Origin of the sequence: Streptomyces sp. NEAU-W12, from assembly GCF_026242095.1 — a bacterium.
GTDB lineage: Bacteria > Actinomycetota > Actinomycetes > Streptomycetales > Streptomycetaceae > Streptomyces.
This window is the reverse complement of the sequence record NZ_JAPJDM010000001.1, coordinates 426,401-448,397: the sequence shown is the minus strand read 5'-3', so window position 1 is coordinate 448,397 and position 21,997 is coordinate 426,401. Positions and strand designations below refer to the sequence as shown.

The following is a 21,997-nucleotide window of genomic DNA, read 5'->3' as shown; positions in this document are numbered from 1 at the left end:
GAATGGTCACCAGGCGAGTTGGGCGATCTCCTCCGCCACCACCGCGCAGGCGTCCGCCGCCGGGTCGATCAGCGGGAAGTGGCCGACGTCCTCCAGCAGCGTCACCCCCACCACCTCACCGGCCTTGGCCGCCGCGTCGGCGTACGACTCGGCGACCGCCTGCGGGACATCGGCGTCGCAGCGGCCCTGGACGAGGGTGGTGGCGATGCCGGTGGGCAGCAGCAGCGCGGGGTCGGCGTAGGGCTGCCGCTCGGCGAACCGCTCTTCGCCGCCGAGGAGTTGGCGTACCGCGCCGCCGCAGACGTCCAGCTTGTCGGCGACCGTGAGGTCGGCGATCGGAGCGAGCGCGACCACGCCGCGCAGGGGTGCGGGACGGTCGGTGTACCAGGGGGCGTCGGCGGGGAGGAGGTGCCGGGCGGCGGCCCACAGCGCCAGGTGGCCACCCGCCGAGTGGCCGGTGACCACGATGCGGCGCGGGTCGGCGCCGGGCAGGTGTCGGCCGGCCAGCCCGGGCAGCGCGTCGAGCGCGGCGGCGATGTCGTCGAAGGTGTCGGGCCACCGCCCCGCGACCGGGCCGCCCACCTCCCCCGCCCCACGCCGGTACTCGACGCTGGCCACGGCGAATCCCCGGCGGGCCAGGAAACCGGCGAACGGGCTGATGTACCGCCGGTCGTAGGGTGCCCGCCAGGCACCACCGTGCAGGACGACGACCAGAGGGGCGGGCCCTGCGAGCCCCGCGGTACCCGCGACAGCGGCCGCACCGCCGGGACCACCGCTCGCGCCCCGCGGGGCATAGAGGTCGACCACCTGATCCGGGCCGTCACCGTAGGCCGCCGTGACATCGGGCCCGACCGGCGGACGGGAGAAGAGGGACTCCTCCTCGGCTGCGGACCGGGCTGCTGCGACGTCGTCCCTCATGCTCAACCTCTCAGCGTTCACACGTGCTTGACGGACGAGAGAAGAATTCGGCCGTTGGCCGGGACGGTATCAGCACGGTGACGGGCATGGACATGGGGATATCACGCTCGGTGAACCTCTCCCGAGGGCGGCCGGGACGGAGAGCACCTCCCGCCCCGGCCGCCCTCCTCCGGCCGTCGCTCAGGCCCCGCGGGCGGCTCCTGTCTCCGCCGGAGCCTTTGCCGATGCCTCCCTCAGTACCTCCGCCAGCACCCGGGCCGCCCGCTCCGCGTCCGCGAAGCCGACGTACAGCGGGGTGAAGCCGAAGCGGAGGACGTCCGGGTGGCGGAAGTCGCCCACCACCCCCCGCTCGATCAGCCGCCGCATGACGTCACCGGCGTCCCGGCAGCGCAGGGCGATCTGGCTGCCCCGCTCCCGGTGCGCACGCGGGGTCACGCACTGCACCCTGCCCCCGGGGACGTACGCCTCGACGCACTCCAGGAAGAAGTCCGTCAGGGCAAGGGATTTGGCCCGTACCGCCTCGACCGTGACGCCGGCGTCCCAGACGTCCAGTGCCGCCTCCAGGGCGAGCATGGACAGGATGTCCGGGGTGCCGACCCGCCCACGCAGCGCACCCGGCGCCGGTGCGTACTCCGGGCGCATGCCGAAGGGCTCCGCGTGGGAGTTCCAGCCGGGCAGCGGGGAGTCGAACCGGTCCTGCAGCCCTGCGCGGACATAGAGGTACGCCGGTGACCCGGGGCCGCCGTTCAGGTACTTGTAGGTGCAGCCGACCGCCAGGTCCACGCCGTGCTCGTCCAGCCCGACCGGCAGCGCGCCCGCGCTGTGGCACAGGTCCCAGACGACGTACGCCCCCGCCGCGTGCACGGCGGCCGTCAGCGAGGGCAGGTCGTGCAGCCGCCCGGTGCGGTAGTCGACGTGGTTGAGCAGCACGGCGGCCGTACGGTCGCCGAGCGCGCCCGGGACCTCGGACGGCGGCACCGGACGCAGGGTGCAGCCGGTCATCCGGGCCGCCGACTCGGCGATGTAGCCGTCCGTGGGGAAGGCGGTCGCGTCCACCACGATCTCGTCACGCACGGGCCCGGCAGGCCCGGCAGGTCCGGCGGATCCGGCGGGGCCGGCGGGGCCGGCGGGGCCGGCGGGGCCGGCGGGGCCAGCGGCACCGTCCGTCAGCCGGGCCAGGCGCACCGCGCCCACCACCGCCTTGAAGAGGTTGACACTCGTGGAGTCGCCGACGACGATCTGCCCGGCCGCCGCGCCGACCAGCGGGGCGATCCGGTCGCCGATCCGCTCGGGCGCCGTCCACCAGCCGCTCTCCGTCCAGGACCGGATGCGCAGCTCGCCCCACTGCCTGCGGACGACGTCCTCGACCCGGCCGGGGACGGTGACGGGCAGCGCGCCCAGCGAGTTGCCGTCGAGGTAGACCGTGTCGCCGCCGCTCTCGTCGCCGTCCGCGCCGAGCGCGAACTCGGCCCGCTTGACGGCCAGTCCGTCGGCCGCGTCCAGCTCCTTCGCCCTGAGTCTCAGGTCGGACACCGGCTCGGGCATCGGCTCGGGCATCGGCTCGGGCATCGGTTCAGACATCGGTTCAGACATACGATCGCGCCGTCCACAGCTCGGGGAACACGTTGTTCCGCGCCCTCTTCTCCAGCCAGGCCACTCCGGCGGAGCCGCCCGTACCGGTCTTGGCGCCCATCGCACGGCGGGTGGCGACCAGGTGGTCGTTGCGCCAGCGCCACACCAGCTCGGCGACATCGGTGAGCGCCTCGCCCAGCCGGGCGACGTCGCCGCGCTCGTCACCCGAGTAGACGGCCGTCCAGACCTCCTCCACCTGCGACGACGGCTCGTACCGCCGGGACACGTCGCGGTGCAGCACCTCGCCGGGGACGGCGTGCCCGCGGCGTGCGAGGAGGCGCAGCACCTCGTCGTACAGGCTCGGCTCGTGCAGCGCCTTCTCCAGCTCGGCGTGCACCCGCGGCGCGCCCCGGTGCGGGACGAGCATGGACGCGGACTTGTCGCCGAGCAGGAACTCCATGCGCCGGTACATCGCCGACTGGAAACCGGATCCCTCGCCGAGCGCGCCGCGGTAGGCGTTGAACTGCGCCGGAGTGAGCTGTCCGAGTGGTTTCCAGGAGGCGTTCAGCGCCTCCAGTTCCCGGACGGACCGCTTCAGCGCGTCGATCGCGGTGGGGATGTCGTCGCCGCGCAGCGCGTTCGCCGCCGTCTCCCACTCGTGCACGATCACGGTGAACCACAGCTCCATCACCTGGGTGGTGACCAGGAAGACCATCTCTCCGGGATCGTCGGAGAGGGTGTGCTGGAGATGGGTGAGGACGTCGGCCTTGACGTAGTCCTCGTAGGGGGTCGTGCCCTCGAAGTCGAGATGCGGGGTCTCCGGCTCAAAAGCCTCGTGGGACATCGCTGTCTCCTGTTTTTGTGCTCCGGGTAGCGGTCCGCCCCTGCCGTTACCGACACGGGGGCCCCGGTCCCCACACGGCATCCTCCGCAATCGTCCCCCGGCATCGCAAGGCCCGCCTGATCACGGACGGGCCACGGGAATACCTCACGGGGTACGTGTGGGGGACACCTCATGGGGGCGCGCCGGGAGGTCACGCCCTCGGAACGCGCCGCAGGGGCACGGGGTGCGGGGTGCGGGGTGCGGGGGAACGGTGGCCCACCGCACCGTGCCCTGGCCACCGGAGCCGGCCCGTGCCCGCGGAGATCTTCCGGTAGCCGTCGCCCGGAGTGTGCCGGAGACTGAGTGCCGGCCGCACCGACGGGACGACCACCTCAGGAACGCTGAATCGCATGCGAAACGGGCGCAGGGACGTGAGGGAGCGCGAGCGGTGGCTCCGGTGGCTGCCCGCCGCGCTGCTCGTGGGTGCCTTCGTCCTCGACCTCCTCCTCCTGAACAACTTCAGCACGTTCCCCCTGCTCGCGGCCGCCCCCGTCGTGGCCGCGCCGGTCCTCTCCCTGAACGGGACGATCACCACCGGTGTGGCGGCGAACGTCGTGGGGCTCCTCCTGGTGGGCCTGGAAAGAGAGCCGACCCGCGCCGACGGCACCGCGTTCAGCAGTCTGGTCCTGCTCACCGTCATCGCTGCGGGCCTCAACGTGCAGCTGACACGCGACCGGCAGCAGCTGAGGACGAGCCGGGAGGTGGCGGCGGTGGTGCAGCGCGCGGTACTGCCGGACCCGCCGCGCCGGGTGGGACGGCTCACCGTGGCCGCCCGGTACGAGGTCGCCCACACGGAGGCAGCCATCGGCGGTGACCTCTTCGCCATCCACGAGACGCCGCACGGCATCCGCATGCTCATCGCCGATGTGCGCGGCAAGGGGCTGGAGGCGGTCCGCGCGGTGAACGCCCTGCTCGGATCGTTCCACGAGGCCTGCCTCTACCGGTCGGACCTGCCGGGCGTGGTCCGGCAGCTGGAGGAGCGGATGCGGGGGGACATCGACCAGGCGAGCGGGGCGGAGACCGAGTCGTTCGCCACGGCCGTCGTCGCGGAGCTCGCCCCCGACTACTCCGAACTCCGTATCGCCGTCCGGGGCCACGCGGCACCCCTGCTGGTGCACGACGGCGGGGTGGTCCCGCTGGAACCTGCCGTGGCGTCGCTGCCCCTGGGCCTGAGCGTTCTCGGCGGCGGTTCCGGTGACGCTCCCGACGGCGACGAGGTCCCGGTCGACCGGTTCGCGTTACCGGCCGGGGCCACGCTGGTGCTCTACACCGACGGCATCAACGAGGCCCGCGACGTGGACGGCACCTTCTTCGACCTCGTCCCGATGCTGTCCCGGCCCTTCCCGCCGAACCCGGACGTGGTGCTCGACGCCGTGCTCGACGCCGTCTTCCGACACACCGGGGGTGCGCTGCAGGACGACGCCGCACTCTTCGCCGTCACCCTGGACGCGGACACCGCCACCCCGCCGGAACGGCCTGCGACAGGTGGCAGACTGGCGTCATGACCACTCAGAAGAACCTGCTCGGCGGCCCGGACCCGACCCATCTGCCGGAGAACGAGGAGGCGTACCGCCTGCTCGTCGAGAAGTCCCTGCCGCCCGCCGAGGTGGTGGCGAAGTTCCCGACGTTCTCGCTTGCCTGGGCCATGCTCGCCGACGACGCCTTCGAGGCGGGGCGAGTGGTCGAGTCGTACGCGTACGCCCGGACGGGCTATCACCGAGGTCTCGACTCCCTGCGCCGGTCCGGCTGGAAGGGGCACGGCCCGATCCCGTGGAGCCACCGCGCCAACCGCGGCTTCCTGCGCTGCCTCGCCGCTCTCGCCCGCGCCGCCGAGGCGATCGACGAGAAGGACGAGGCGGAGCGCTGCACGCAGTTCCTCCAGGACAGCAGCGCCGAGGCGTACGAGGAGCTGAAGCGCGCCTAGAGCCTCTCAGGCCCGGGCGGTGGTGGTGTTTCACGTGAAACACCACCTTTCCGCCCCGTATCGGGCCCGGGTGCGGCCTCGGATGCGGTCACAGGGTCGGTCTCGGATGCGGTCACAGGGTCGGTCTCGGATGCGGTCACAGGGTCGGTCTCGGATGCGGTCACAGGGTCGGTCTCGGGGTCGGTCTCGGGTTCCAGCGGGGGTACCGCCACACTGCCGTGCGTACGGCATTCGGGATGGCGGCAGCCCGGTGCCGGACGCCGCACGATCGCGAAGGCGATGACCGAGCCGACCACCAGAACCCCGGCACACAGCACCATCGCCCGGCCGAACGCGCCGTCGAAGGCGTCCGGCTCCCGGTACGCCTCCGGCCCCATCCCGGCCAGCAGGGGCAGCGCGGCCACCGCCACCAGGCCGGCCGCGCGGGCCGCCGCGTTGTTGATGCCGCTGGCCAGGCCGGCCCGTGCAGTGTCCACGGCGGCGAGAACGGTCGCGGTCAGCGGCGCCACCAGGGTGACCATGCCGAGACCCAGCACCAGCAGCGCGGGCAGGACGTCGGGGAGGTACGAGGCGCCCGGCCCCACCCGCGTCATCAGCAGCATCCCGGCCGCGCACAGCAGCGGTCCGACAGTGAGCGGGACGCGCGGCCCGATCCGGTCGGCGAGCTCACCGGAGCGGGCGGAGAGCAGCAGCATCAGCACGGTCGTGGGCAGCAGCGCCGTACCCGCGGCGAGCGCGGACCAGCCGACGGCGACCTGGAGCTGGAGCACGGCGAGGAAGAAGAAGCCGCCGAAGGCCGCGTACACGCACAGCGTGACGATGTTGACCGCCGTGAACAGGCGTGAGCCGAAGACGTCCAGCGGCATCATCGGGTGCGGGCCGCGCTTCTCGACGGCCACGAAGGCGACCGCGACGGCCAGTCCGGCGACCCCGGTGGCCGCGACCAGGAGAGAGCCCCCACCGGCCCCGCCCGCCTCGATCAGCGCGTACGTGACCAGGGCGAGGGCGAGCGCGCCGAGCACCGCGCCGAGCACGTCGAAGCGGCCGTGGGCCCGCTCCCCGCTGTCCGACTCCGGCACGTGACGGACCGCGATCGGGGCGCACAGCACGGCCAGCGGCACGTTGATCAGGAAAACCCAGCGCCAGCCCGGCCCGTCCACCAGCCAGCCGCCGAGGAACGGGCCGACCGCCGCGCCGATCCCACCGAAACCGGACCACAGACCCACCGCCCGGCCCCGGTCGTCGGGGTGGAAGGACGCCTGGATCAGGGCGAGTGAGCCGGGCGTGAGCAGCGCCCCGCCGACCCCCTGCAGGGCACGGGCGGCGATCAGCACACCGGCGTCCGGCGCGAGGCCGCACAGCAGGGAGGCCGCCGCGAACCACAGCACCCCGACCACGAACACCCTCCGGCGCCCGAACCGGTCGCCCAGCGCCCCGCCCAGCAGGATCAGCCCGGCCAGCGTGACCATGTACGCGTTGACCGTCCACTGCAGGACGGTGAGGTCCGCGTCGAGGTCACGGCCGATGCGCGGGAGGGCGACGTTGACGACGGTGGAGTCCAGCATGGCCATGCTGGAACCGAGCACCGTGGTGAGCAGAACCCACTTGCCCTGCGGGGAGGACAGCCGGACACCGGGCATGCTCGGAGCATACGGAAACGGGTCGGGCCCGGCACCACCGGCGCCGGGCCCGACCACGCGTACGAACAGTTACTTGATCTTCGTCCCCGTGGAGCGCAGGTTCTGGCAGGCCTCCAGGACACGGGCGGACATCGACGCCTCGGCCAGCTTGCCCCAGGTGCGCGGGTCGTACGTCTTCTTGGAGCCGACCTCACCGTCGACCTTCAGGACGCCGTCGTAGTTCCTGAACATGTGGTCGACGACCGGACGCGTGAAGGCGTACTGCGTGTCCGTGTCGATGTTCATCTTCACGACGCCGTTCTCCAGCGCGGTGAGGATCTCCTCCGGCGAGGAGCCCGAGCCGCCGTGGAAGACGAAGTCGAACGGCTGCGAGCCGGCCGGCTTGCCGTACTTGGCGGCGGTGCCCTCGTTCAGCTCCTTGAGCAGGTCCGGACGCAGGACGACGTTGCCCGGCTTGTACACGCCGTGCACGTTGCCGAACGACGCGGCCAGCAGGTAGCGGCCCTTCTCACCGAGACCGAGCGCCTCCGCGGTGCGGATCGCGTCGTCGACCGTGGTGTAGAGGGAGTCGTTGATCTCGTGCGAGACACCGTCCTCCTCACCGCCGGTCGGGGTGATCTCGACCTCGAGGATGATCTTCGCGGCGCGGGCACGCTCCAGAAGCTCCTGGGCGATGCCCAGGTTGTCGGCAAGGGTCTCCGCGGAGCCGTCCCACATGTGGGACTGGAACAGCGGGTTGCGGCCGCCCTTGACGCGCTCCTCCGAGATCGCGAGCAGCGGACGGACGTAGCCGTCGAGCTTGTCCTTCGGGCAGTGGTCCGTGTGCAGGGCGATGTTGACGTCGTACTTCTCGGCGACGATGTGCGCGAACTCGGCCAGGGCGACCGATCCGGTCACCATCTCCTTCTTGTGCTGACCGCCCAGGAACTCGGCGCCGCCCGTGGAGATCTGCACGATGCCGTCGCTCTCCGCCTCGGCGAAGCCGCGCAGAGCCGCGTGCAGGGTCTGGGACGAGGTGACGTTGATGGCCGGGTAGGCGAACTTTCCTGCCTTCGCCCGGTCCAGCATCTCGTTGTAGACCTCGGGAGTTGCGATGGGCATCTGTCCGCTCCTTATGCATGCGCGTGCGGGTTGGCGTACTGCGTACTGTCGGCCCTGACCTGGAACCTTGGATGCGACGTCGTTGTCGGGCCCATCTTCCCAGACTCGCCCCGCCCGTCCACGGCGCCGGTCGAGTCGTTATGCGGGGTGACGTCGGAGTGCCGGTCCCGTGGGGCCTGCCCGCCGGTCCCGTGGGGCCTGCCGGTCAGTCCAGGCCGAGCTCGTCCTTGCCGAAGGCGAACAGGTACGGCACCCCGGCGCCCTCCTGGATCTTCTCGGCGGCGCCGGTCGCCCGGTCGACGATGGTCGCGACGGCCACGACCTCGCCGCCGGCCTCGCGCACGGCCTCGACGGCGGTGAGCGGGGAGCCACCGGTGGTCGAGGTGTCCTCGACCACCAGGACCCGGCGGCCCCTGATGTCCGGGCCCTCGACCCGCCGCTGCATGCCGTGCGCCTTCGCCGCCTTGCGGACCACGAACGCGTCCAGCCGCCGCCCGCGCGCCGCCGCGGCGTGCAGCATGGCACCGGCCACCGGGTCCGCGCCCATGGTGAGGCCGCCGACCGCGTCGAAGTCCAGCTCGGCGGTGAGGTCCAGCAGCACCTGGCCGACGAGCGGGGCGGCCTCCCCGTCGAGGGTGACGCGGCGCAGATCGACGTAGTAGTCGGCCTCGAGCCCCGAGGAGAGGGTCACCTTGCCGTGCACCACGGCCTTGTCCTTGATCTGCTGCAGCAGCGCGCCGCGTGTGCCCGGCGGCATTGCTCCGTTGACGTCACTCATGGCAGCCAGGGTAGACGGCGCCGGGGCATGCCCCGCAGGGCGTACTGCGGGGCATGCCCTAGAGCCGCCGCCAGGTCCAGGTGGTCGTGGCCTCCAGCGGCTCCAGCGGGGTGACCAGGCGCGGGTGGGTGTTCAGTCCGTTGGGCGGCCCGGTCTGCGGTTCCACGCAGACGGCCTCGCGCTGCTCGTCGTAGACCACCACCCACTCCTCACGGCTGGTCACCTTCAGTTCCAGCCGTCCCGGCCAGGTGAGGGTGACGTCGACCCCGTCGGGCATGCCGAAGCAGTCGTCCCAGGGGCCGGGGCGGAGCTCGGTCCGGTTGCCGGTGGGCAGGTGGTCGTCGCCGCGCTCCTCCTGCCAGGCGGCGGTGAAGTCGAGGCGTACGTCCCGGGCGTCGTCCGGGCCGCCGAGGGTGCGGTTGAACCAGGGGTGCCAGCCGATCTGCGCCGGGAAGGACGACTCGTACGTCTCCACGGCCATGGTCAGCGTCAGTGCGTCCTCGCCGAGCGTGAACTGCTGCGTCACCCTCCCGGGGTACGGCCACGGCTCCACGAGGTCGTACGTGAGCACGGCCTCGTCGGCGCTCTTGCGGGCGGTGCGCCAGGCGGCGTCACGGGCGGTGCCGTGGATGGCGTGGGGCGGGGCGTTCAACGGCAGCTGGTGGACGGTCGCCCCGTCCCGGAACCGGCCGTCCCTGGTCCGCCCGCACCAGGGGACCATCGGGAAGCACCCGAAACGGTCGCCCTGCCGCAGCAGCTCGAGGCCCCCGACCCGCAGCCCTGAGACCCGCCCGCCGTTCCCCGGCCGTACGGTCACCTCCGCGTCGCCCGCGGTCAGCGTGATGTCTTCGTCACTCACGGGACGACCCTACTGGGGCGATCAAGAGTTCCTCCGCCGGTCGGCCCGGCCCCACCCCCGGCCCCACCCCCCGGCCACGGGTTTCAGCGGCGCCTGCGAAGGGCCCGCACCGCGACGATCGCCGAGGCCACCGCCAGGGCCGCGGCCGGGGCGGCCCAGCGCAGGGGGGCGGCGGAGACGGTCTGGGGGCCGGGAACCGGCGCGTAGCGGCCCCGGGGCGGAGCGTGGTCCACCTCTTCGGCACTGCGGCCGATCATGGTGCGGCGCGCGTGCGCGGCCTCGGCAACGGTGTCTTCGTCCGCGTCCGCGTCCCTGTCCCTGTCCCTGTACGCGTCGACGGAGTCATCGGCCCCGTCCGCGCCGCCCGCCGGGCCCGCTGCCCCGTCCACTGTCTCCTCCGCCGTCTCGTTCGCGTCGTCCGCGTCGTCCCGGAGTTCGGGCCCGATGGCCGGAGAGGGCTTCTCCGCGTCGAAGACGGAGGGGGCCGAGGAAGCCGAGGGCGGCTCCGGGGCGGGAGGCTCCTCCGCGGATGTCTCCCCTGCGGGCGCTTCCCCCGCGGGCATCCCCCCCGCGGGCGCTTCCCCCACAGGCGGCTCCCCCGCAGGCTCCCCCTCCGCGGGCGTCTCCCCCGCGGGCGCTTCCTCCGCGGGCGTCTCCCCCGCGGGCGCTTCCTCCGCGGGCGTCTCCCCCGCGGGCGCTTCCCCCACAGGCGGCTCCCCCGCAGGCTCCCCGTCCGCGGATGTCTCCCCCACAGGCGTCTCCCCCGTTGTCCCCGTCGACATCCCCAGATTCGCCGCGAAGCGGTTCAGGAGGCGGGCCACCGCCGAGGTCACCGCGTCCGGCGGCAGCTCCGCGACCCGCCCGCCGGCCGTCACCGTGCCGTGGACGGTGAGCGTGGCACCGCCCTCCGCGGCCCGCGGGGTCAGCCTCAGCCCCAGTTTCACCGCGCCGGTGCCGCGCGCCTCGACTCCCTCGCCCTCGACGGCGTAGGAACCGTCGTCCCGCCGGGACACCCGGACGGCTCCCCGGTAGGTGATGGAGTGGCTGCCGATGCGGACCTTGAGCCGGCCGGTGACCGGCTCGGCATCGGCCTCGTGCTGGAGCCCCGGCACCGCGCGGGCGACCCGTGCGGGATCGTCCAGCGCCTCCCTGAGCCGCTCCACCGGAACCGGAACGAACACCTCGTGCTCCATGACTGCGGAGCCTACCCACGCGAACGCCGGGCTGTATCCCCGTCGGCGCGAAAGGACCACCGAACGCGGCCCGGTGGGCCTGCCCCAGCGGTCACGGTCCAGCGGTCCCGGTCCAGCGGTCCCGGCTCACCGCGCGTACCGGGGGTGGATCAGTGTCGACGGGGGGAGACCGGGGACGCGGGTACGTTCGACGGTCCGCGCGCCGGCGGTCAGGGAGCTGTCGGTGAGGGTGCGCGGGCGGGGGCCGGACGGGTCCAGGCGCAGCTCGGGGGCGGTACGGGCGGCGAGGACGAAGCCCCGGCCGCGCAGGGCGCGGGTGGTGTCCGCCGGGGTGCGGCCAGGCCCGGCGGCGGAGCCGTCCTGTCGGCCGCCCGTGCCGTACGGGGCGGTGCGGAAGCCGGCCGAGCGGATCGTGGACTCCACCGTCCAGAACGCCTCGGGCCGGGACGCCACCGGCCCGGCGTGCACCACGAGCCGCCCGCCCGGGGCGAGAAGGCGCCGGGCCAGGCCGTAGAACTCCTGCGAGTACAGCTTGGTGCTCGCGGTGATCTCCGGGTGCGGCAGATCGGAGACCACCACGTCGTACGCGGCCGGGGGCGCCCCGCGCAGCCAGTCGAAGGCGTCCTCGGTGGTGACGCGTACGCGCGGGTCGTCGAGGGCGCGGTCGTTCAGTGCGGACAGGGCGGGGTCGTGGCGGGCCAGCCGCACCACGCCCGCGTCGAGTTCGACGACGTCGACCCGCCGCGCGCCGGAATGGCGCAGCACCTCGCGGGCGGTCAGCCCGTCGCCGCCGCCGAGGACGAGTACGCGCGCGTGCGGGCCGGTCATCGCGGGGTGCACCAGGGCCTCGTGGTAGCGGAGTTCGTCCCGGCTGCCGGCCCGCAGCCGGCCGTCGAGGAACAGGCCGAGGGACCGGCCGTCCCGGTCACCGGTGAGCACCACTTCCTGTACGTCGGTCCGCAGGGCCACCCGGACGTCCGGGCCGTACACGGCGCGGCGGGCGGCCCGTTCGAAGTCGTCGACGAGGACGGTGGCCGAGGCGAGGACGGTCAGCACGCAGAGGTTGCCGACGATCAGCAGGCGGCGGGCGCGGCGGGTGAGATCCTGCCGGAACAGACCGAGCACCAGCGCGCCGCCGACCACCGTGTTGACCGCGCCGGTGATCAGGGTCCCCGTCAACTGGCCGAGCAGCGGCAGGAGAAGGAACGGGAAGGCGAGCCCGCCGACGAGGGCGCCGACGTAGTCCGCGGCGAACAGGTCGGCCACCGCGCCGCCCGCGTCCTGGCGCCGGATCCGCTGGATCAGCTCCATCAGGAGCGGTACCTCGGCCCCGATCAGCAGGCCGACGGCCAGCGAGAACACGACCAGCAGCACAGGGGGGCCGTGCGCCCACGGGCCGCCCCAGTCGCCGGTCCAGGCGAAGACCGCGTACAGGGCCATCGCGCTGCACCCGCCGACCAGGGCGAGGACGGCCTCGACGGCTCCGAAACCGGCCGCCGCGTGCCGCCGCAGCCGCTTGGCGCCCAGCGAACCGATGCCCATGGCGAAGACCATGACGGACAGCACGACGGATGCCTGGGTGACCGAGTCGCCCATCAGGTACGTGGCGAGTGCGACGAGTTCGAGTTCGTACACGAGTCCGCAGGCCGCGCAGACGAACACCCCCGCGAGCACCAGGAACCGCCCGGTGCCCGGCTGCACGGGCAACCGCAGAGAACCGCCCGGGCCGTCTCCGCCACCCCCGCCACCGCTTCCGCCCTCGCCCCCATCCCTGCCGCTGCTACTGCCGCGCGACCCGTCCGGGGACTGCGTGGAGCCGGGCGGAGCGGGAGCCTGCGGTTCGATCACCCTGCGACGTTACGTTACGCCTCAGCCGCGAACCGTCACCCACACGCCCGATGCTCATTCACCCTTGACCGATTTCAGTACGATTTTCAGGACGACCAGAAAAGATCACATATGGTGCGGCGCGACACAGCACGGCGCAGTTCCGCACAGTTCGACACCGCGCGACATCACGCGCCCCCGCACTCGGCGCGCACGACACCGTTCACACGGCAGCCTTCACCCGTACGCCCACCCTGGTCCGGGTCGCCACCACCTGGCCGTCCTGCGGGTAGGCGTGCCAGGTCCGCCAGTGGACCCGGCTCTCCTGACGCTGGGCGAGCATCGCGGTGAACGCGTGCGGGCTCCCGGGAAACACGCCCGCGAGACCGTGCGGATGCTCGGAGACCAGGGCGAGCAACTCCTGGGCGCGCCCCGCGAAGGAGCCCGGGGAGAGCATCTCCACGCGGGCGGCGAACTCGTACTCCCAGTCACCCACCCGGGTGGCGACGCCCAGGGGGAGGGGCGTCCTGCTGCCCGGGATGCACGCCACCGTCTCCGAACAGACCCCCTGCTCCTCCTCCAGCAGCACCTGGTGGGAGGCGCCGAGGAGCCGCAACTGGACCTTGGCCCCCGTCAGTTCGAGGTCGAGTGTGGCCAGCGCGGGCAGCGGATCGCGCCCCAGGGCCCAGGCCAGGTCGGCCGCGCGCGTGTCGGTGTAGGCGGTGGTCAGGGTCGTGAGCATGGATCGGCTCCGCAAGCGCACAGGGAGAAGGAGTGGGAAGGGGGATACGGGCGTCCGTCGCACCCCGGTCACGCCGGAGGGGTCGGCCCGCCAGCCCGGTCGGCCGGTCGGACGAGGTCCGCAGGGAGTCCGAGGGCTGCGTCGGTAAAGGAGAGGGAATCACGAACTATGAGGCCGCCACAGCGTTTTTACCCAACTTCGTGCGGTTTCCATCCCCTCGGGGGCTCCTCAGATCACCTGTTCAAAGGGCCGGGCCTGGCGTATGCCTGGCGTATGCCTGGCGCGCGCTCTGGCGCACATCCGGCGCGCAACGCGGCAGTGGGGCCCGCCGGGCGCGGACCCCACTGCCTCCCGGAGCGGACTGCCCCGACTGCCCCACCGGCTCCGTCAGCTGCCGCCCCCACCGCATCCGCCGCCGCCCCCGCAGGACGACCCGCCGAAGCTCCCCCCGCCTCCGTTCCCTCCACCGTCACCGTGCGACGAGCCGCAGGAGGCGGCGACGGCCCCGCCGCCCGCCCACCAGCTGCCTCCGCTGTCACTGCCCCCGCTGCCGCCGCGGCGCGGCCGGCCCGCAGGGCGACGGCGTCCCGCCGCCACCGCGAACACGACGACCAAGGCGAAGACCAGTGTCAGGATGATGCCGATGACCATGACGTCACCGTCCTTTCGTCCCCCGTGATTCCCCCGAAGCGACCCCCCGTGGGTGCCTCGCTCACGTGTGTGGACGGGAGATGCCCGATGCCCGCACGGCCCAAGCCGGAGTTGAGCAACTCCAGAGGTTCGGCGCAGGATGACCGGCATGACCTCCAGCGCGCGTCCCCTCCTGAACCGCCGGCTCACCGAGTTCGGGACCACGATCTTCGCCGAGATGTCCGCCCTGGCCCTGCGCACCGGCTCCATCAACCTGGGCCAGGGCTTCCCGGACGCCGACGGCCCGGAGGAGGTCAGGGAGGCGGCGGTGAAGGCCCTGCGGGACGGCCGCGGCAACCAGTACCCGCCCGGCCCCGGCGTCCCCGAGCTGCGCACCGCGATCGCCGCGCACCAGCGGCGCCGCTACGGCCTGACCCTCGACCCCGACACGGAGGTCCTCGTCACGGCGGGCGCCACCGAGGCGATCGCCGCGTCGCTGCTCGCCCTGCTGGAGCCGGGCGACGAGGTGGTCGCCCTGGAGCCGTACTACGACTCGTACGCGGCCTGCATCGCACTGGCGGGCGCCACTCGCGTGCCGGTCACCCTGCGCCCGCGCGAGGGCCGCTTCCACCTCGACCTCGACGCACTGCGCGACGCCGTCACCGACCGCACCCGCCTGCTGCTGATCAACACCCCGCACAACCCGACCGGCACCGTCCTCACCCGCGAGGAGCTGTCGGTGATCGCCGCGCTGGCGGTGGAGCGCGACCTGCTGGTGGTCACGGACGAGGTGTACGAACACCTGGTCTACGACGACGCCGAACACGTCCCCCTGTCGACCTTCCCGGGCATGCGCGACCGCACGGTCACCCTCTCGAGCGCCGGCAAGACCTTCTCCTTCACGGGCTGGAAGGTCGGCTGGGTCACCGCCTCCCCCGAGCTGATCACGGCGGTCCGCTCGGCGAAGCAGTACCTGACGTACGTCTCGGCGGGCCCGTTCCAGTACGCGGTCGCCGAGGCGCTCGCGCTCCCCGAGTCGTACTACACCGAGCTCCGCGCGGACCTGCGTGCCAAACGCGACCTGCTGGCGACGGGGCTGACGGAGGCGGGCTTCGGCGTCCTGCGGCCGGCCGGCACCTACTTCATCACCGCCGACATCCGCCCCCTCGGCGAAACCGACGGCGAAGCCTTCTGCCTCGCCCTCCCGGAACGCGCCGGCGTCGTCGCCATTCCCACGTCGGCCTTCTACGACCACAAAGAGGCCGGGGCGCCTTACGTCCGCTTCGCCTTCTGCAAACGCGTCGAGGTGCTGGCAGCCGCGGCGGAACGGCTGCGCGAGGCCCTCGCGCGCTGACCGCCGCTCCACGGGGCCGGCGACCGCCTTACCCGACGCCTGCCGCACCCGCCCCCCGCACCCGGCGAAGACCACCCGCTCTCAGCCACGGCCCCACCCGTTCTCAGCGGGCGTCGTCCCCGGGCTCCGGGCGCGGGAGTTCGTCGAGGTCGAGGGTGAAGGTGCGGCCGTCGGCCAGGGGGATGGGGAGCTTGCCCGTCCCGTACTTGTGGGTGTGTGCCGCGATGTAACCGGTGGCGGTCGGCTGGGTGTGGAGGACGACTTCCTGGGCGTAGGGGTCCACGATCAGGTAGACGGGGATGCCGTAGCGGCCGTACTTCGCGGTGCAGTCGTCGTAGTCCTTGCGTGCGGAGGAGGTCGGGACGACCTCGGAGATCAGCAGGACGTCCTCGAAGCTGTAGCGCTTGCCCTCCCGGCGGGCATCCTCGCGGAGGATCGCCAGATCGGGGGCGGAGTTCTCGTCGGCGGGGAAGTCGATGCAGACGTCCGAGGCGGTCTTCGCGTGGCGTCCGAGGGAGACGACCGTGTCGTACTGCATCGACTTGATCGTGCTGGAGTGCTCGAAGCTTTGCGGAGTCATGATCACTTTTCCGTCAGCTCCGAACAGGACCGTGTACCCCTCGGGGAACTCGGTGTGCATGATCGCGTCGACGCTCATGGACGGCTCCTTCCCGTGTGGGGTCAGGATACGGTGGACAGCGCCGCGTCACCGAGCCCGACGGCGCGACTGCGGGACCGGGGGGACCCCGCTCGGGGTGGCGGGCCGTGGCTGCTCGGCAGCGCGAACGCACCAGCCGTCAGGGGGCGCCGCGAAGCCGAAGGCCTCGAAACTGTGGTCGAGGCCCCAGGAACGACCGCGCGAGCACGCTTCAGCTTCCTTCGGGTTCCTTCGGGTTCCTTCGGGTTCCTTCGGGCGCATGTCCATCCTGCAAGCCCCCGACAGGTCGGGGGGGCGGTCCGGATGGCCGGTGGAAGGGGAGTGTTCCTACCTTCGGACCATGATTCTTCGTCGCTTGTCGTTGTCCGCCGCTGTTCTGGCGCTGACCGTGGCGGTTTCCCCGTCCGCGGCGGCCTCGCCCCCCATGCCGCGCCCTTCTCCCGGGGAGCAGTTCTTGCAGCACGGCGCCGACGCGCTGCGCGACGCCGGGGTCACGGGGGTCTCGGTCCGCCTGGAGACCCCTCGGGGAGCCGCCACCGCCCGCTCCGGTGTGGGTGACCTGGTCAGTGGCCGCCCGGTTCCCGAGGACGGCTATCTGCGTCTGGGCAGCGTCACCAAGACGTTCGTCGCGACCGTGTTGCTGCAACTGGTGGACGAGAAGCGGCTGGCGCTCGACCAGACGGTGGAGCGATTACTGCCCGGGGTGGTGTCCGGCGCCGGCAACGACGGTCGTACGATCACACTCCGCGATCTGCTGCAGCACACCAGCGGACTGTACGACTACACGGCCGACGTGTTCCCCGACCCGAGCGTGGAGACGTACTACGCCCGTCGGTGGCACACCTACCGGCCGGACCAACTGGTCGCCATGGCCATGCGCCACGAACCGGTCTTCCCTCCGGGAACGGGCTGGGAGTACTCCAACACGAACTACGTCCTCGCCGGGATGGTCATCGAGAGCGTCACCGGCCGCTCCTGGGAGCAGCAGGTCCGCGAGCGCATCCTGCGTCCTCTCGGGATGCGTCACACGGACATCCCCGGTCCCCGGCCCCTCCTGCCGCAGCCGCACGCGGCCAACCACCAGCAGTTCGCCCCGGACGGCCCGATGGTCGACACCACGATCCCCTACCGTCCCTTCGACCTCGGGGCCGACGGAGCAATGACGGGCACGGCCCGTGACCTCAACCGCTTCTTCACCGCCCTGGCCCGGGGACGACTGCTGGAACCCGCCACCCTCGCCACCATGCGGACCACCGTCCCCATGCCCGAGGACAGTGGTCGTCCCGGGGGCACCCGGAGCGGTCTGGGGCTGTTCTTCACCCCCTTGTCCTGCGGTGGCGGTTACCTCGGTCACGGGGGAAGCGGCTTCGGTTATCTCGTCCGGGCCGCCACCACGACGGACGGCCGCCGCGGCATCACCGTCTCCGTGCACAGCCGTCCGGGAGATCCGGACACGGCGGCCCGCCAGGAGAACCTGCTGCGCGATCTCGTCGACCGTGCCCTCTGCCGTCCCGCGTGAGAAGGATCCCGGGCAGTGGGCCCGGTGAAGAAACCGAAGGAGCCCGGCTCCGGGACGGCCTCTGGGGTCGGTTCCGGGCCGGGCTCCTTCGTGCCCGCGGCGGGGGCGAGTGGCTACGCGTCGTCCTCGGGCTTCTCCGCCTCGTTGACTTCCTGCTCCAGGCCGAGCTGCTCGACGAGCCACTTGTCGAACTCGATCGCGGCCCGTACCCAGCTGACCGTCGACGAGACGAAGTGCTCCAGGCTGACGCCCGTGCCGATCAGCATCTGGGCCTCGCCGATGAGGCGGACCGTGCCGTCGTCATGGGTGTGGGTGTAGACCTTGGGCCACAGGGTGCGGCGGTTCCAGTCGTCGATCGACTCGAGGAGCTGCTGCTTCTCCTCGATCCCGTGCGGCCGGTCGTAGAAGGTCCGCACGGAGAAGATCTGCTGGTCGCCCTCCCCGCGGAACATGAAGTAGGTACGGAACTGCTCCCACGGCGCCGCGAGGTCTCCCTCGTCGTCGACGACGTATTTCAGCTCCATCTGGTCGAGGAGCTGCTTCACGAGGTCCTGATCCGGGACGACGGGGCCGGCGGGGCCCTGGGGCTGCGGCTCCGGCTGCTGGCCCCCGAAGCTGGGAATCGAGGACGGGTCGATGGACATGCTGGGACACTCCTGCGGTCGTCTGGCGTCCGGCCGTGGATGGGACCAGACGTACGTCCCACCCTCTCTCTCTTGGCACGTGCCGGGCAACCTGCCTGGCCGACGGGTCGCCCCCACGCACCGGTCTCCATGATCACATCCGGGCCGTCCGGTGTGGTCACGGAGACCGTGGCGTCCGTGCCTCCGGGGGTGCTACAGCGTCCTGCCCGTGGCCGGGCCCACCAGGAGGCCCTCGCCGGCGCGGTCCACGCGGACCGTGTCGCCGTCCTTGATCTCGCCGGACAGGATCTCCTTGGCGAGCCGGTCCCCGATGGCGGTCTGCACCAGGCGGCGCAGCGGGCGGGCGCCGTAGGCCGGGTCCATGCCCTCCTCCGCCAGCCAGGCCAGCGCCTCGGGGGTGATGTCCAGGGCAAGCCGGCGTTCGGCGAGGCGCCGGCCCAGCCGGTCGAGCTGCAGTGCGGCGATGCGCTCCAGCTCGGGCATGGTGAGCGCGGAGAAGACGACCAGGTCGTCGAGCCGGTTGACGAACTCCGGCTTGAAGGAGGACCGGACCACTTCCAGGACCTGTTCCTTCTTCTGCTCCTCGGTGGTCAGCGGGTCGACCAGGAACTGGCTCCCCAGGTTGGAGGTGAGGACCAGGATCGTGTTGCGGAAGTCGACCGTGCGGCCCTGGCCGTCGGTGAGCCGGCCGTCGTCGAGCACCTGGAGCAGGATGTCGAAGACCTCGGGGTGCGCCTTCTCCACCTCGTCGAGCAGCACCACGCTGTACGGGCGGCGGCGCACGGACTCGGTGAGCTGGCCGCCCTCCTCGTAGCCGACGTAGCCGGGCGGGGCGCCGACCAGGCGGGCCACGCTGTGCTTCTCGCTGTACTCCGACATGTCGATGCGGACCATCGCCCGCTCGTCGTCGAAGAGGAAGTCGGCGAGTGCCTTGGCCAGTTCGGTCTTGCCGACGCCGGTGGGGCCGAGGAAGAGGAAGGAGCCGGTGGGGCGGTCGGGGTCCGCGATCCCGGCGCGGCTGCGGCGTACGGCGTCGGAGACCGCCCGTACGGCCTCGCTCTGGCCGATGAGCCGCTTGCCCAGCTCGTCCTCCATGCGCAGCAGCTTCTGCGTCTCGCCCTCCAGCAGGCGGCCGGCGGGGATGCCGGTCCAGGAGGCGACGACGTCCGCGATGTCGTCGGAGCCGACCTCCTCCTTGACCATGGTGTCCCTGGCGACCTCCTCCTCGGCCTCGGAGGCGGCCTCCAGGTCGCGTTCCAGTCCGGGGATCTCGCCGTAGAGCAGCTTGGAGGCGGTGTCGAAGTCGCCCTCGCGCTGCGCGCGTTCGGCCTGACCGCGCAGTTCGTCGAGCTTCTCCTTCAGCTCGCCGACCCGGTTCAGGGACTGCTTCTCCTTCTCCCACCGGGCGTTGAGGCCGCGCAGTTCCTCCTCCTTGTCGGCGAGGTCGCGGCGCAGCTTCTCCAGGCGCTCACGGGAGGCGGCGTCGGTCTCCTTGCCGATCGCCAGCTCCTCCATCTTCAACCGGTCCACGGCGCGCTGGAGTTCGTCGATCTCGACGGGCGAGGAGTCGATCTCCATGCGGAGCCGGGAAGCCGCCTCGTCGACGAGGTCGATGGCCTTGTCGGGCAGGAAGCGGGAGGTGATGTAGCGGTCGGAGAGGGTCGCGGCCGCCACCAGCGCGCTGTCGGCGATCTGCACCTTGTGGTGGGCCTCGTAGCGGCCCTTCAGACCGCGCAGGATGGCGATGGAGTCCTCGACCGACGGCTCGGCGACCAGCACCTGCTGGAAGCGCCGCTCCAGCGCCGGGTCCTTCTCGATCCGCTCGCGGTACTCGTCGAGGGTGGTGGCGCCGACCATGCGCAGCTCGCCGCGGGCGAGCATCGGCTTGAGCATGTTGCCGGCGTCCATGGCGGAGTCGCCGCCGGCACCCGCGCCGACGACCGTGTGCAGTTCGTCGATGAAGGTGATGATCTGCCCGTCGGAGTCCTTGATCTCGGCGAGGACCGTCTTCAGCCGCTCCTCGAACTCGCCGCGGTACTTGGCTCCGGCGACCATCGCCCCCAGGTCGAGCGCGACCAGTCGCTTGTCCTTCAGCGACTCGGGCACGTCGCCCTTGACGATCCGCTGCGCGAGGCCCTCGACGACGGCGGTCTTGCCGACGCCGGGCTCCCCGATGAGCACGGGGTTGTTCTTGGTGCGGCGGGACAGCACCTGCACGACCCGCCGGATCTCCTGGTCCCGGCCGATCACCGGGTCGAGCTTGCCCTCCCGGGCGGCCTCGGTGAAGTCGGTCCCGAACTTCTCCAGGGCCTTGTACTGGCCCTCGGGGTCGGCCGTCGTCACCCGGCGCGCTCCTCTCGTCTGCTGGAAGGCTGCCTGCAGCTTCTTCGCGGTGGCGCCCTGCCGGGACAGTACCTCGCCGGCGGCGCCCCCCTTCGCGGCGATACCGAGGAGCAGGTGCTCGGTGGAGAGGTACTCGTCGCCCAGGTCACGGGCACGGGACTGGGCGTCCGCGATGACGGCGAGCAGCTCACGGTTGGGCTGGGGCGGGGCGACGGTGGACCCGGCGACGCTCGGCAGCCCGGCGAGGACCCGCTCGGCCCCGGAACGTACGGCGGCCTGGTCGGCGTCGGCCGCGGCGAGCAGGTCGGTGATGTTCTCGTTGTCCTGCCCTTCGAGCAGGGCGAGCAGCAGGTGGGCAGGGGTGAGGTCGGGGTGTCCCCCGGTCAGGGCCCGATTGCCGGCTGCGTTGATCGCGTCCCGGCTCCGGTTGGTCAGCTCGGCGTCCACGTTCGCGTTCTCCTCCTTGCGATCACCGTTCAGCGGCCTTCAGGGCTGATTCGGCTTGGCTGACTCTGCCAGCGTACACAAACTTGAGTCTATTCCACTCAAGGTGCAGACGGGAGGCCCGAACGGCCCCCGACCCCGGCTTCCGGCCCCCGATCCCGGCTTCCGGCTTCCGGCTTCCGACTCCCCGCCTTCCCCTTCCCCCTTCCGGCTCCCCGCTTCCGGCTTCCGGCTCCCCGCTTCCGGCTTCCGGCTTCCGGCTCCCCGCTTCCGGCTTCCGGCTTCCGGCTTCCGGCTTCCGGCTTCCGGCTCCCCGCTTCCGGCTTCCGGCTTCCGGCTCCCCGCCTTCCCCTTCCCCCTTCCGACTCCCGGCTTCCGGCTTCCAGCCTTCCCCTTCCCCCTTCCGACTCCCGGCTTCCGGCTTCCAGCGCGGTCGACACCCGTGCACGCGGACATGGATACGGACGCGGATGCCGATACGGATCAGACGATGCCGATCCGATGCCGATGCGGGTCGGACACGGACGCGGACGCGGACAGGACCGCACTCGGCGCCATGAGGTGAGGCAAGCGCGAAGGAAGCGTGAAGGCGCAGGCCCGACGTGAAGGCACGGGGCCGACGCGAGAGGCGCGCGACGGACCCGCACACGGGGGACGCCAACCGCGGTTCGTGGGCGACACTGGAGGGGCGACGGCCCGTCGCGCGGACCGGCCGAAAGCGCGCGGTAGAGGTGCGGGCAGGGCGTCGCGGGCGGGCGCGACCGGCACCGGATCCGGCGCGGGAGACCATGGAGAGCGCACTCACGGCGCGAGGGGGCAGGGGTGATGCCGCGGTGACGGTTCGTACCGCCCAACAACCGGTTTCGGCCATCACCGGCCTCTGCCCATACCCGGAAATGTCCCCGAAAACTGCAGTGGCGGCCCCGTGGTGAGGTGACCGTGGGCGCCCAGCCGGGGGGAGCCCCGGG

The 21,997-nt window shown here is 72.2% G+C and carries 17 protein-coding genes; 4 read left to right on the top strand and 13 right to left on the bottom strand.

What is annotated here, in order from left to right:
* Positions 1-6 precede the first annotated feature (6 nt).
* The 3 genes from ORI94_RS01990 to ORI94_RS01980 all read right to left on the bottom strand — a co-directional run bounded on the left by ORI94_RS01990 (position 7) and on the right by ORI94_RS01980 (position 3,334).
* Positions 7-918, bottom strand: a complete 912-nt coding sequence (locus ORI94_RS01990; RefSeq protein ID WP_266071910.1) for an alpha/beta hydrolase — start codon at positions 916-918, stop codon at positions 7-9.
* Between the two features lie 180 nt (positions 919-1,098).
* Positions 1,099-2,463 carry a kynureninase gene (locus ORI94_RS01985; protein ID WP_266071977.1) on the bottom strand — a complete coding sequence of 455 codons (1,365 nt, stop codon included), beginning with the start codon at positions 2,461-2,463 and terminating at the stop codon, positions 1,099-1,101.
* 40 nt (positions 2,464-2,503) lie between these two features.
* Positions 2,504-3,334, bottom strand: coding sequence for a tryptophan 2,3-dioxygenase family protein (locus tag ORI94_RS01980; protein ID WP_266071909.1), 831 nt, complete (start codon positions 3,332-3,334; stop codon positions 2,504-2,506).
* Between the two features lie 389 nt (positions 3,335-3,723).
* On the opposite strand from ORI94_RS01980, the gene ORI94_RS01975 reads away from it, so the two are divergent.
* Positions 3,724-4,878, top strand: a complete 1,155-nt coding sequence (locus ORI94_RS01975) for a PP2C family protein-serine/threonine phosphatase (protein ID WP_266071908.1) — start codon at positions 3,724-3,726, stop codon at positions 4,876-4,878.
* Entirely contained in the window at positions 4,875-5,297 is a 423-nt protein-coding gene (locus ORI94_RS01970) for a DUF3151 domain-containing protein (RefSeq protein WP_266071907.1), read from the top strand. The genes ORI94_RS01975 and ORI94_RS01970 overlap by 4 nt, the downstream gene beginning before the upstream one ends.
* Here ORI94_RS01970 and ORI94_RS01965 read toward each other — a convergent pair.
* From ORI94_RS01965 to ORI94_RS01935, 7 genes are all read right to left on the bottom strand, one after another.
* Positions 5,294-6,937, bottom strand: a complete 1,644-nt coding sequence (locus ORI94_RS01965) for a DHA2 family efflux MFS transporter permease subunit (RefSeq protein WP_266071906.1) — start codon at positions 6,935-6,937, stop codon at positions 5,294-5,296. The genes ORI94_RS01970 and ORI94_RS01965 overlap by 4 nt on opposite strands.
* Positions 6,938-7,006: 69 nt before the next feature.
* A complete protein-coding gene (gene fbaA, locus ORI94_RS01960; RefSeq protein WP_266071905.1) occupies positions 7,007-8,038 on the bottom strand; it encodes a class II fructose-bisphosphate aldolase in 1,032 nt (343 codons plus the stop codon).
* Positions 8,039-8,243: 205 nt separating this feature from the next.
* Positions 8,244-8,816: an orotate phosphoribosyltransferase gene (pyrE, locus tag ORI94_RS01955; RefSeq protein ID WP_042163485.1), complete on the bottom strand. Its 573-nt coding sequence runs from the start codon at positions 8,814-8,816 to the stop codon at positions 8,244-8,246.
* Between the two features lie 58 nt (positions 8,817-8,874).
* A complete protein-coding gene (locus tag ORI94_RS01950) occupies positions 8,875-9,675 on the bottom strand; it encodes an aldose 1-epimerase (RefSeq protein ID WP_266071904.1) in 801 nt (266 codons plus the stop codon).
* Between the two features lie 83 nt (positions 9,676-9,758).
* Positions 9,759-10,868, bottom strand: a complete 1,110-nt coding sequence (locus tag ORI94_RS01945; protein ID WP_266071903.1) for an SRPBCC domain-containing protein — start codon at positions 10,866-10,868, stop codon at positions 9,759-9,761.
* A 126-nt stretch (positions 10,869-10,994) separates the two neighbouring features.
* Positions 10,995-12,716, bottom strand: a complete 1,722-nt coding sequence (locus ORI94_RS01940) for a polyamine aminopropyltransferase (RefSeq protein WP_416237750.1) — start codon at positions 12,714-12,716, stop codon at positions 10,995-10,997.
* Positions 12,717-12,918: 202 nt separating this feature from the next.
* Positions 12,919-13,437, bottom strand: coding sequence for a DUF2617 family protein (locus ORI94_RS01935; RefSeq protein WP_266071902.1), 519 nt, complete (start codon positions 13,435-13,437; stop codon positions 12,919-12,921).
* A 790-nt stretch (positions 13,438-14,227) separates the two neighbouring features.
* Between ORI94_RS01935 and ORI94_RS01930 the strand changes: the two genes are divergently transcribed.
* Positions 14,228-15,421: a pyridoxal phosphate-dependent aminotransferase gene (locus ORI94_RS01930; protein ID WP_266071901.1), complete on the top strand. Its 1,194-nt coding sequence runs from the start codon at positions 14,228-14,230 to the stop codon at positions 15,419-15,421.
* A 103-nt stretch (positions 15,422-15,524) separates the two neighbouring features.
* On the opposite strand, the gene ORI94_RS01925 is transcribed toward ORI94_RS01930, so the two are convergent.
* Complete coding sequence (locus ORI94_RS01925) at positions 15,525-16,079, bottom strand: Uma2 family endonuclease (RefSeq protein WP_266071900.1); 555 nt, start codon at positions 16,077-16,079, stop codon at positions 15,525-15,527.
* 340 nt (positions 16,080-16,419) lie between these two features.
* Between ORI94_RS01925 and ORI94_RS01920 the strand changes: the two genes are divergently transcribed.
* On the top strand, positions 16,420-17,598 hold the full coding sequence (locus ORI94_RS01920) for a serine hydrolase domain-containing protein (protein ID WP_266071899.1): 1,179 nt from the start codon (positions 16,420-16,422) through the stop codon (positions 17,596-17,598).
* Positions 17,599-17,711: 113 nt separating this feature from the next.
* Here the strand turns inward: ORI94_RS01920 and ORI94_RS01915 are convergent, their stop codons facing one another.
* Complete coding sequence (locus tag ORI94_RS01915) at positions 17,712-18,242, bottom strand: YbjN domain-containing protein (protein ID WP_266071898.1); 531 nt, start codon at positions 18,240-18,242, stop codon at positions 17,712-17,714.
* Between the two features lie 192 nt (positions 18,243-18,434).
* On the bottom strand, positions 18,435-21,032 hold the full coding sequence (gene clpB, locus ORI94_RS01910; protein ID WP_266071897.1) for an ATP-dependent chaperone ClpB: 2,598 nt from the start codon (positions 21,030-21,032) through the stop codon (positions 18,435-18,437).
* Positions 21,033-21,997: the final 965 nt, after the last annotated feature.

Excerpts from the sequence above, each read along its gene's own strand:
- ORI94_RS01920 (WP_266071899.1), top strand. The coding sequence starts at position 16,420 with ATGATTCTTCGTCGCTTGTCGTTGTCCGCCGCTGTTCTGGCGCTGACC.
- fbaA (WP_266071905.1), bottom strand. The coding sequence starts at position 8,038 with ATGCCCATCGCAACTCCCGAGGTCTACAACGAGATGCTGGACCGGGCG.
- ORI94_RS01965 (WP_266071906.1), bottom strand. The coding sequence starts at position 6,937 with ATGCCCGGTGTCCGGCTGTCCTCCCCGCAGGGCAAGTGGGTTCTGCTC.
- ORI94_RS01980 (WP_266071909.1), bottom strand. The coding sequence starts at position 3,334 with ATGTCCCACGAGGCTTTTGAGCCGGAGACCCCGCATCTCGACTTCGAG.
- ORI94_RS01930 (WP_266071901.1), top strand. The coding sequence starts at position 14,228 with ATGACCGGCATGACCTCCAGCGCGCGTCCCCTCCTGAACCGCCGGCTC.
- ORI94_RS01985 (WP_266071977.1), bottom strand. The coding sequence starts at position 2,463 with ATGCCCGAGCCGGTGTCCGACCTGAGACTCAGGGCGAAGGAGCTGGAC.
- ORI94_RS01975 (WP_266071908.1), top strand. The coding sequence starts at position 3,724 with ATGCGAAACGGGCGCAGGGACGTGAGGGAGCGCGAGCGGTGGCTCCGG.
- ORI94_RS01935 (WP_266071902.1), bottom strand. The coding sequence starts at position 13,437 with ATGCTCACGACCCTGACCACCGCCTACACCGACACGCGCGCGGCCGAC.
- ORI94_RS01945 (WP_266071903.1), bottom strand. The coding sequence starts at position 10,868 with ATGGAGCACGAGGTGTTCGTTCCGGTTCCGGTGGAGCGGCTCAGGGAG.
- ORI94_RS01915 (WP_266071898.1), bottom strand. The coding sequence starts at position 18,242 with ATGTCCATCGACCCGTCCTCGATTCCCAGCTTCGGGGGCCAGCAGCCG.
- ORI94_RS01970 (WP_266071907.1), top strand. The coding sequence starts at position 4,875 with ATGACCACTCAGAAGAACCTGCTCGGCGGCCCGGACCCGACCCATCTG.
- ORI94_RS01990 (WP_266071910.1), bottom strand. The coding sequence starts at position 918 with ATGAGGGACGACGTCGCAGCAGCCCGGTCCGCAGCCGAGGAGGAGTCC.
- pyrE (WP_042163485.1), bottom strand. The coding sequence starts at position 8,816 with ATGAGTGACGTCAACGGAGCAATGCCGCCGGGCACACGCGGCGCGCTG.
- ORI94_RS01925 (WP_266071900.1), bottom strand. The coding sequence starts at position 16,079 with ATGAGCGTCGACGCGATCATGCACACCGAGTTCCCCGAGGGGTACACG.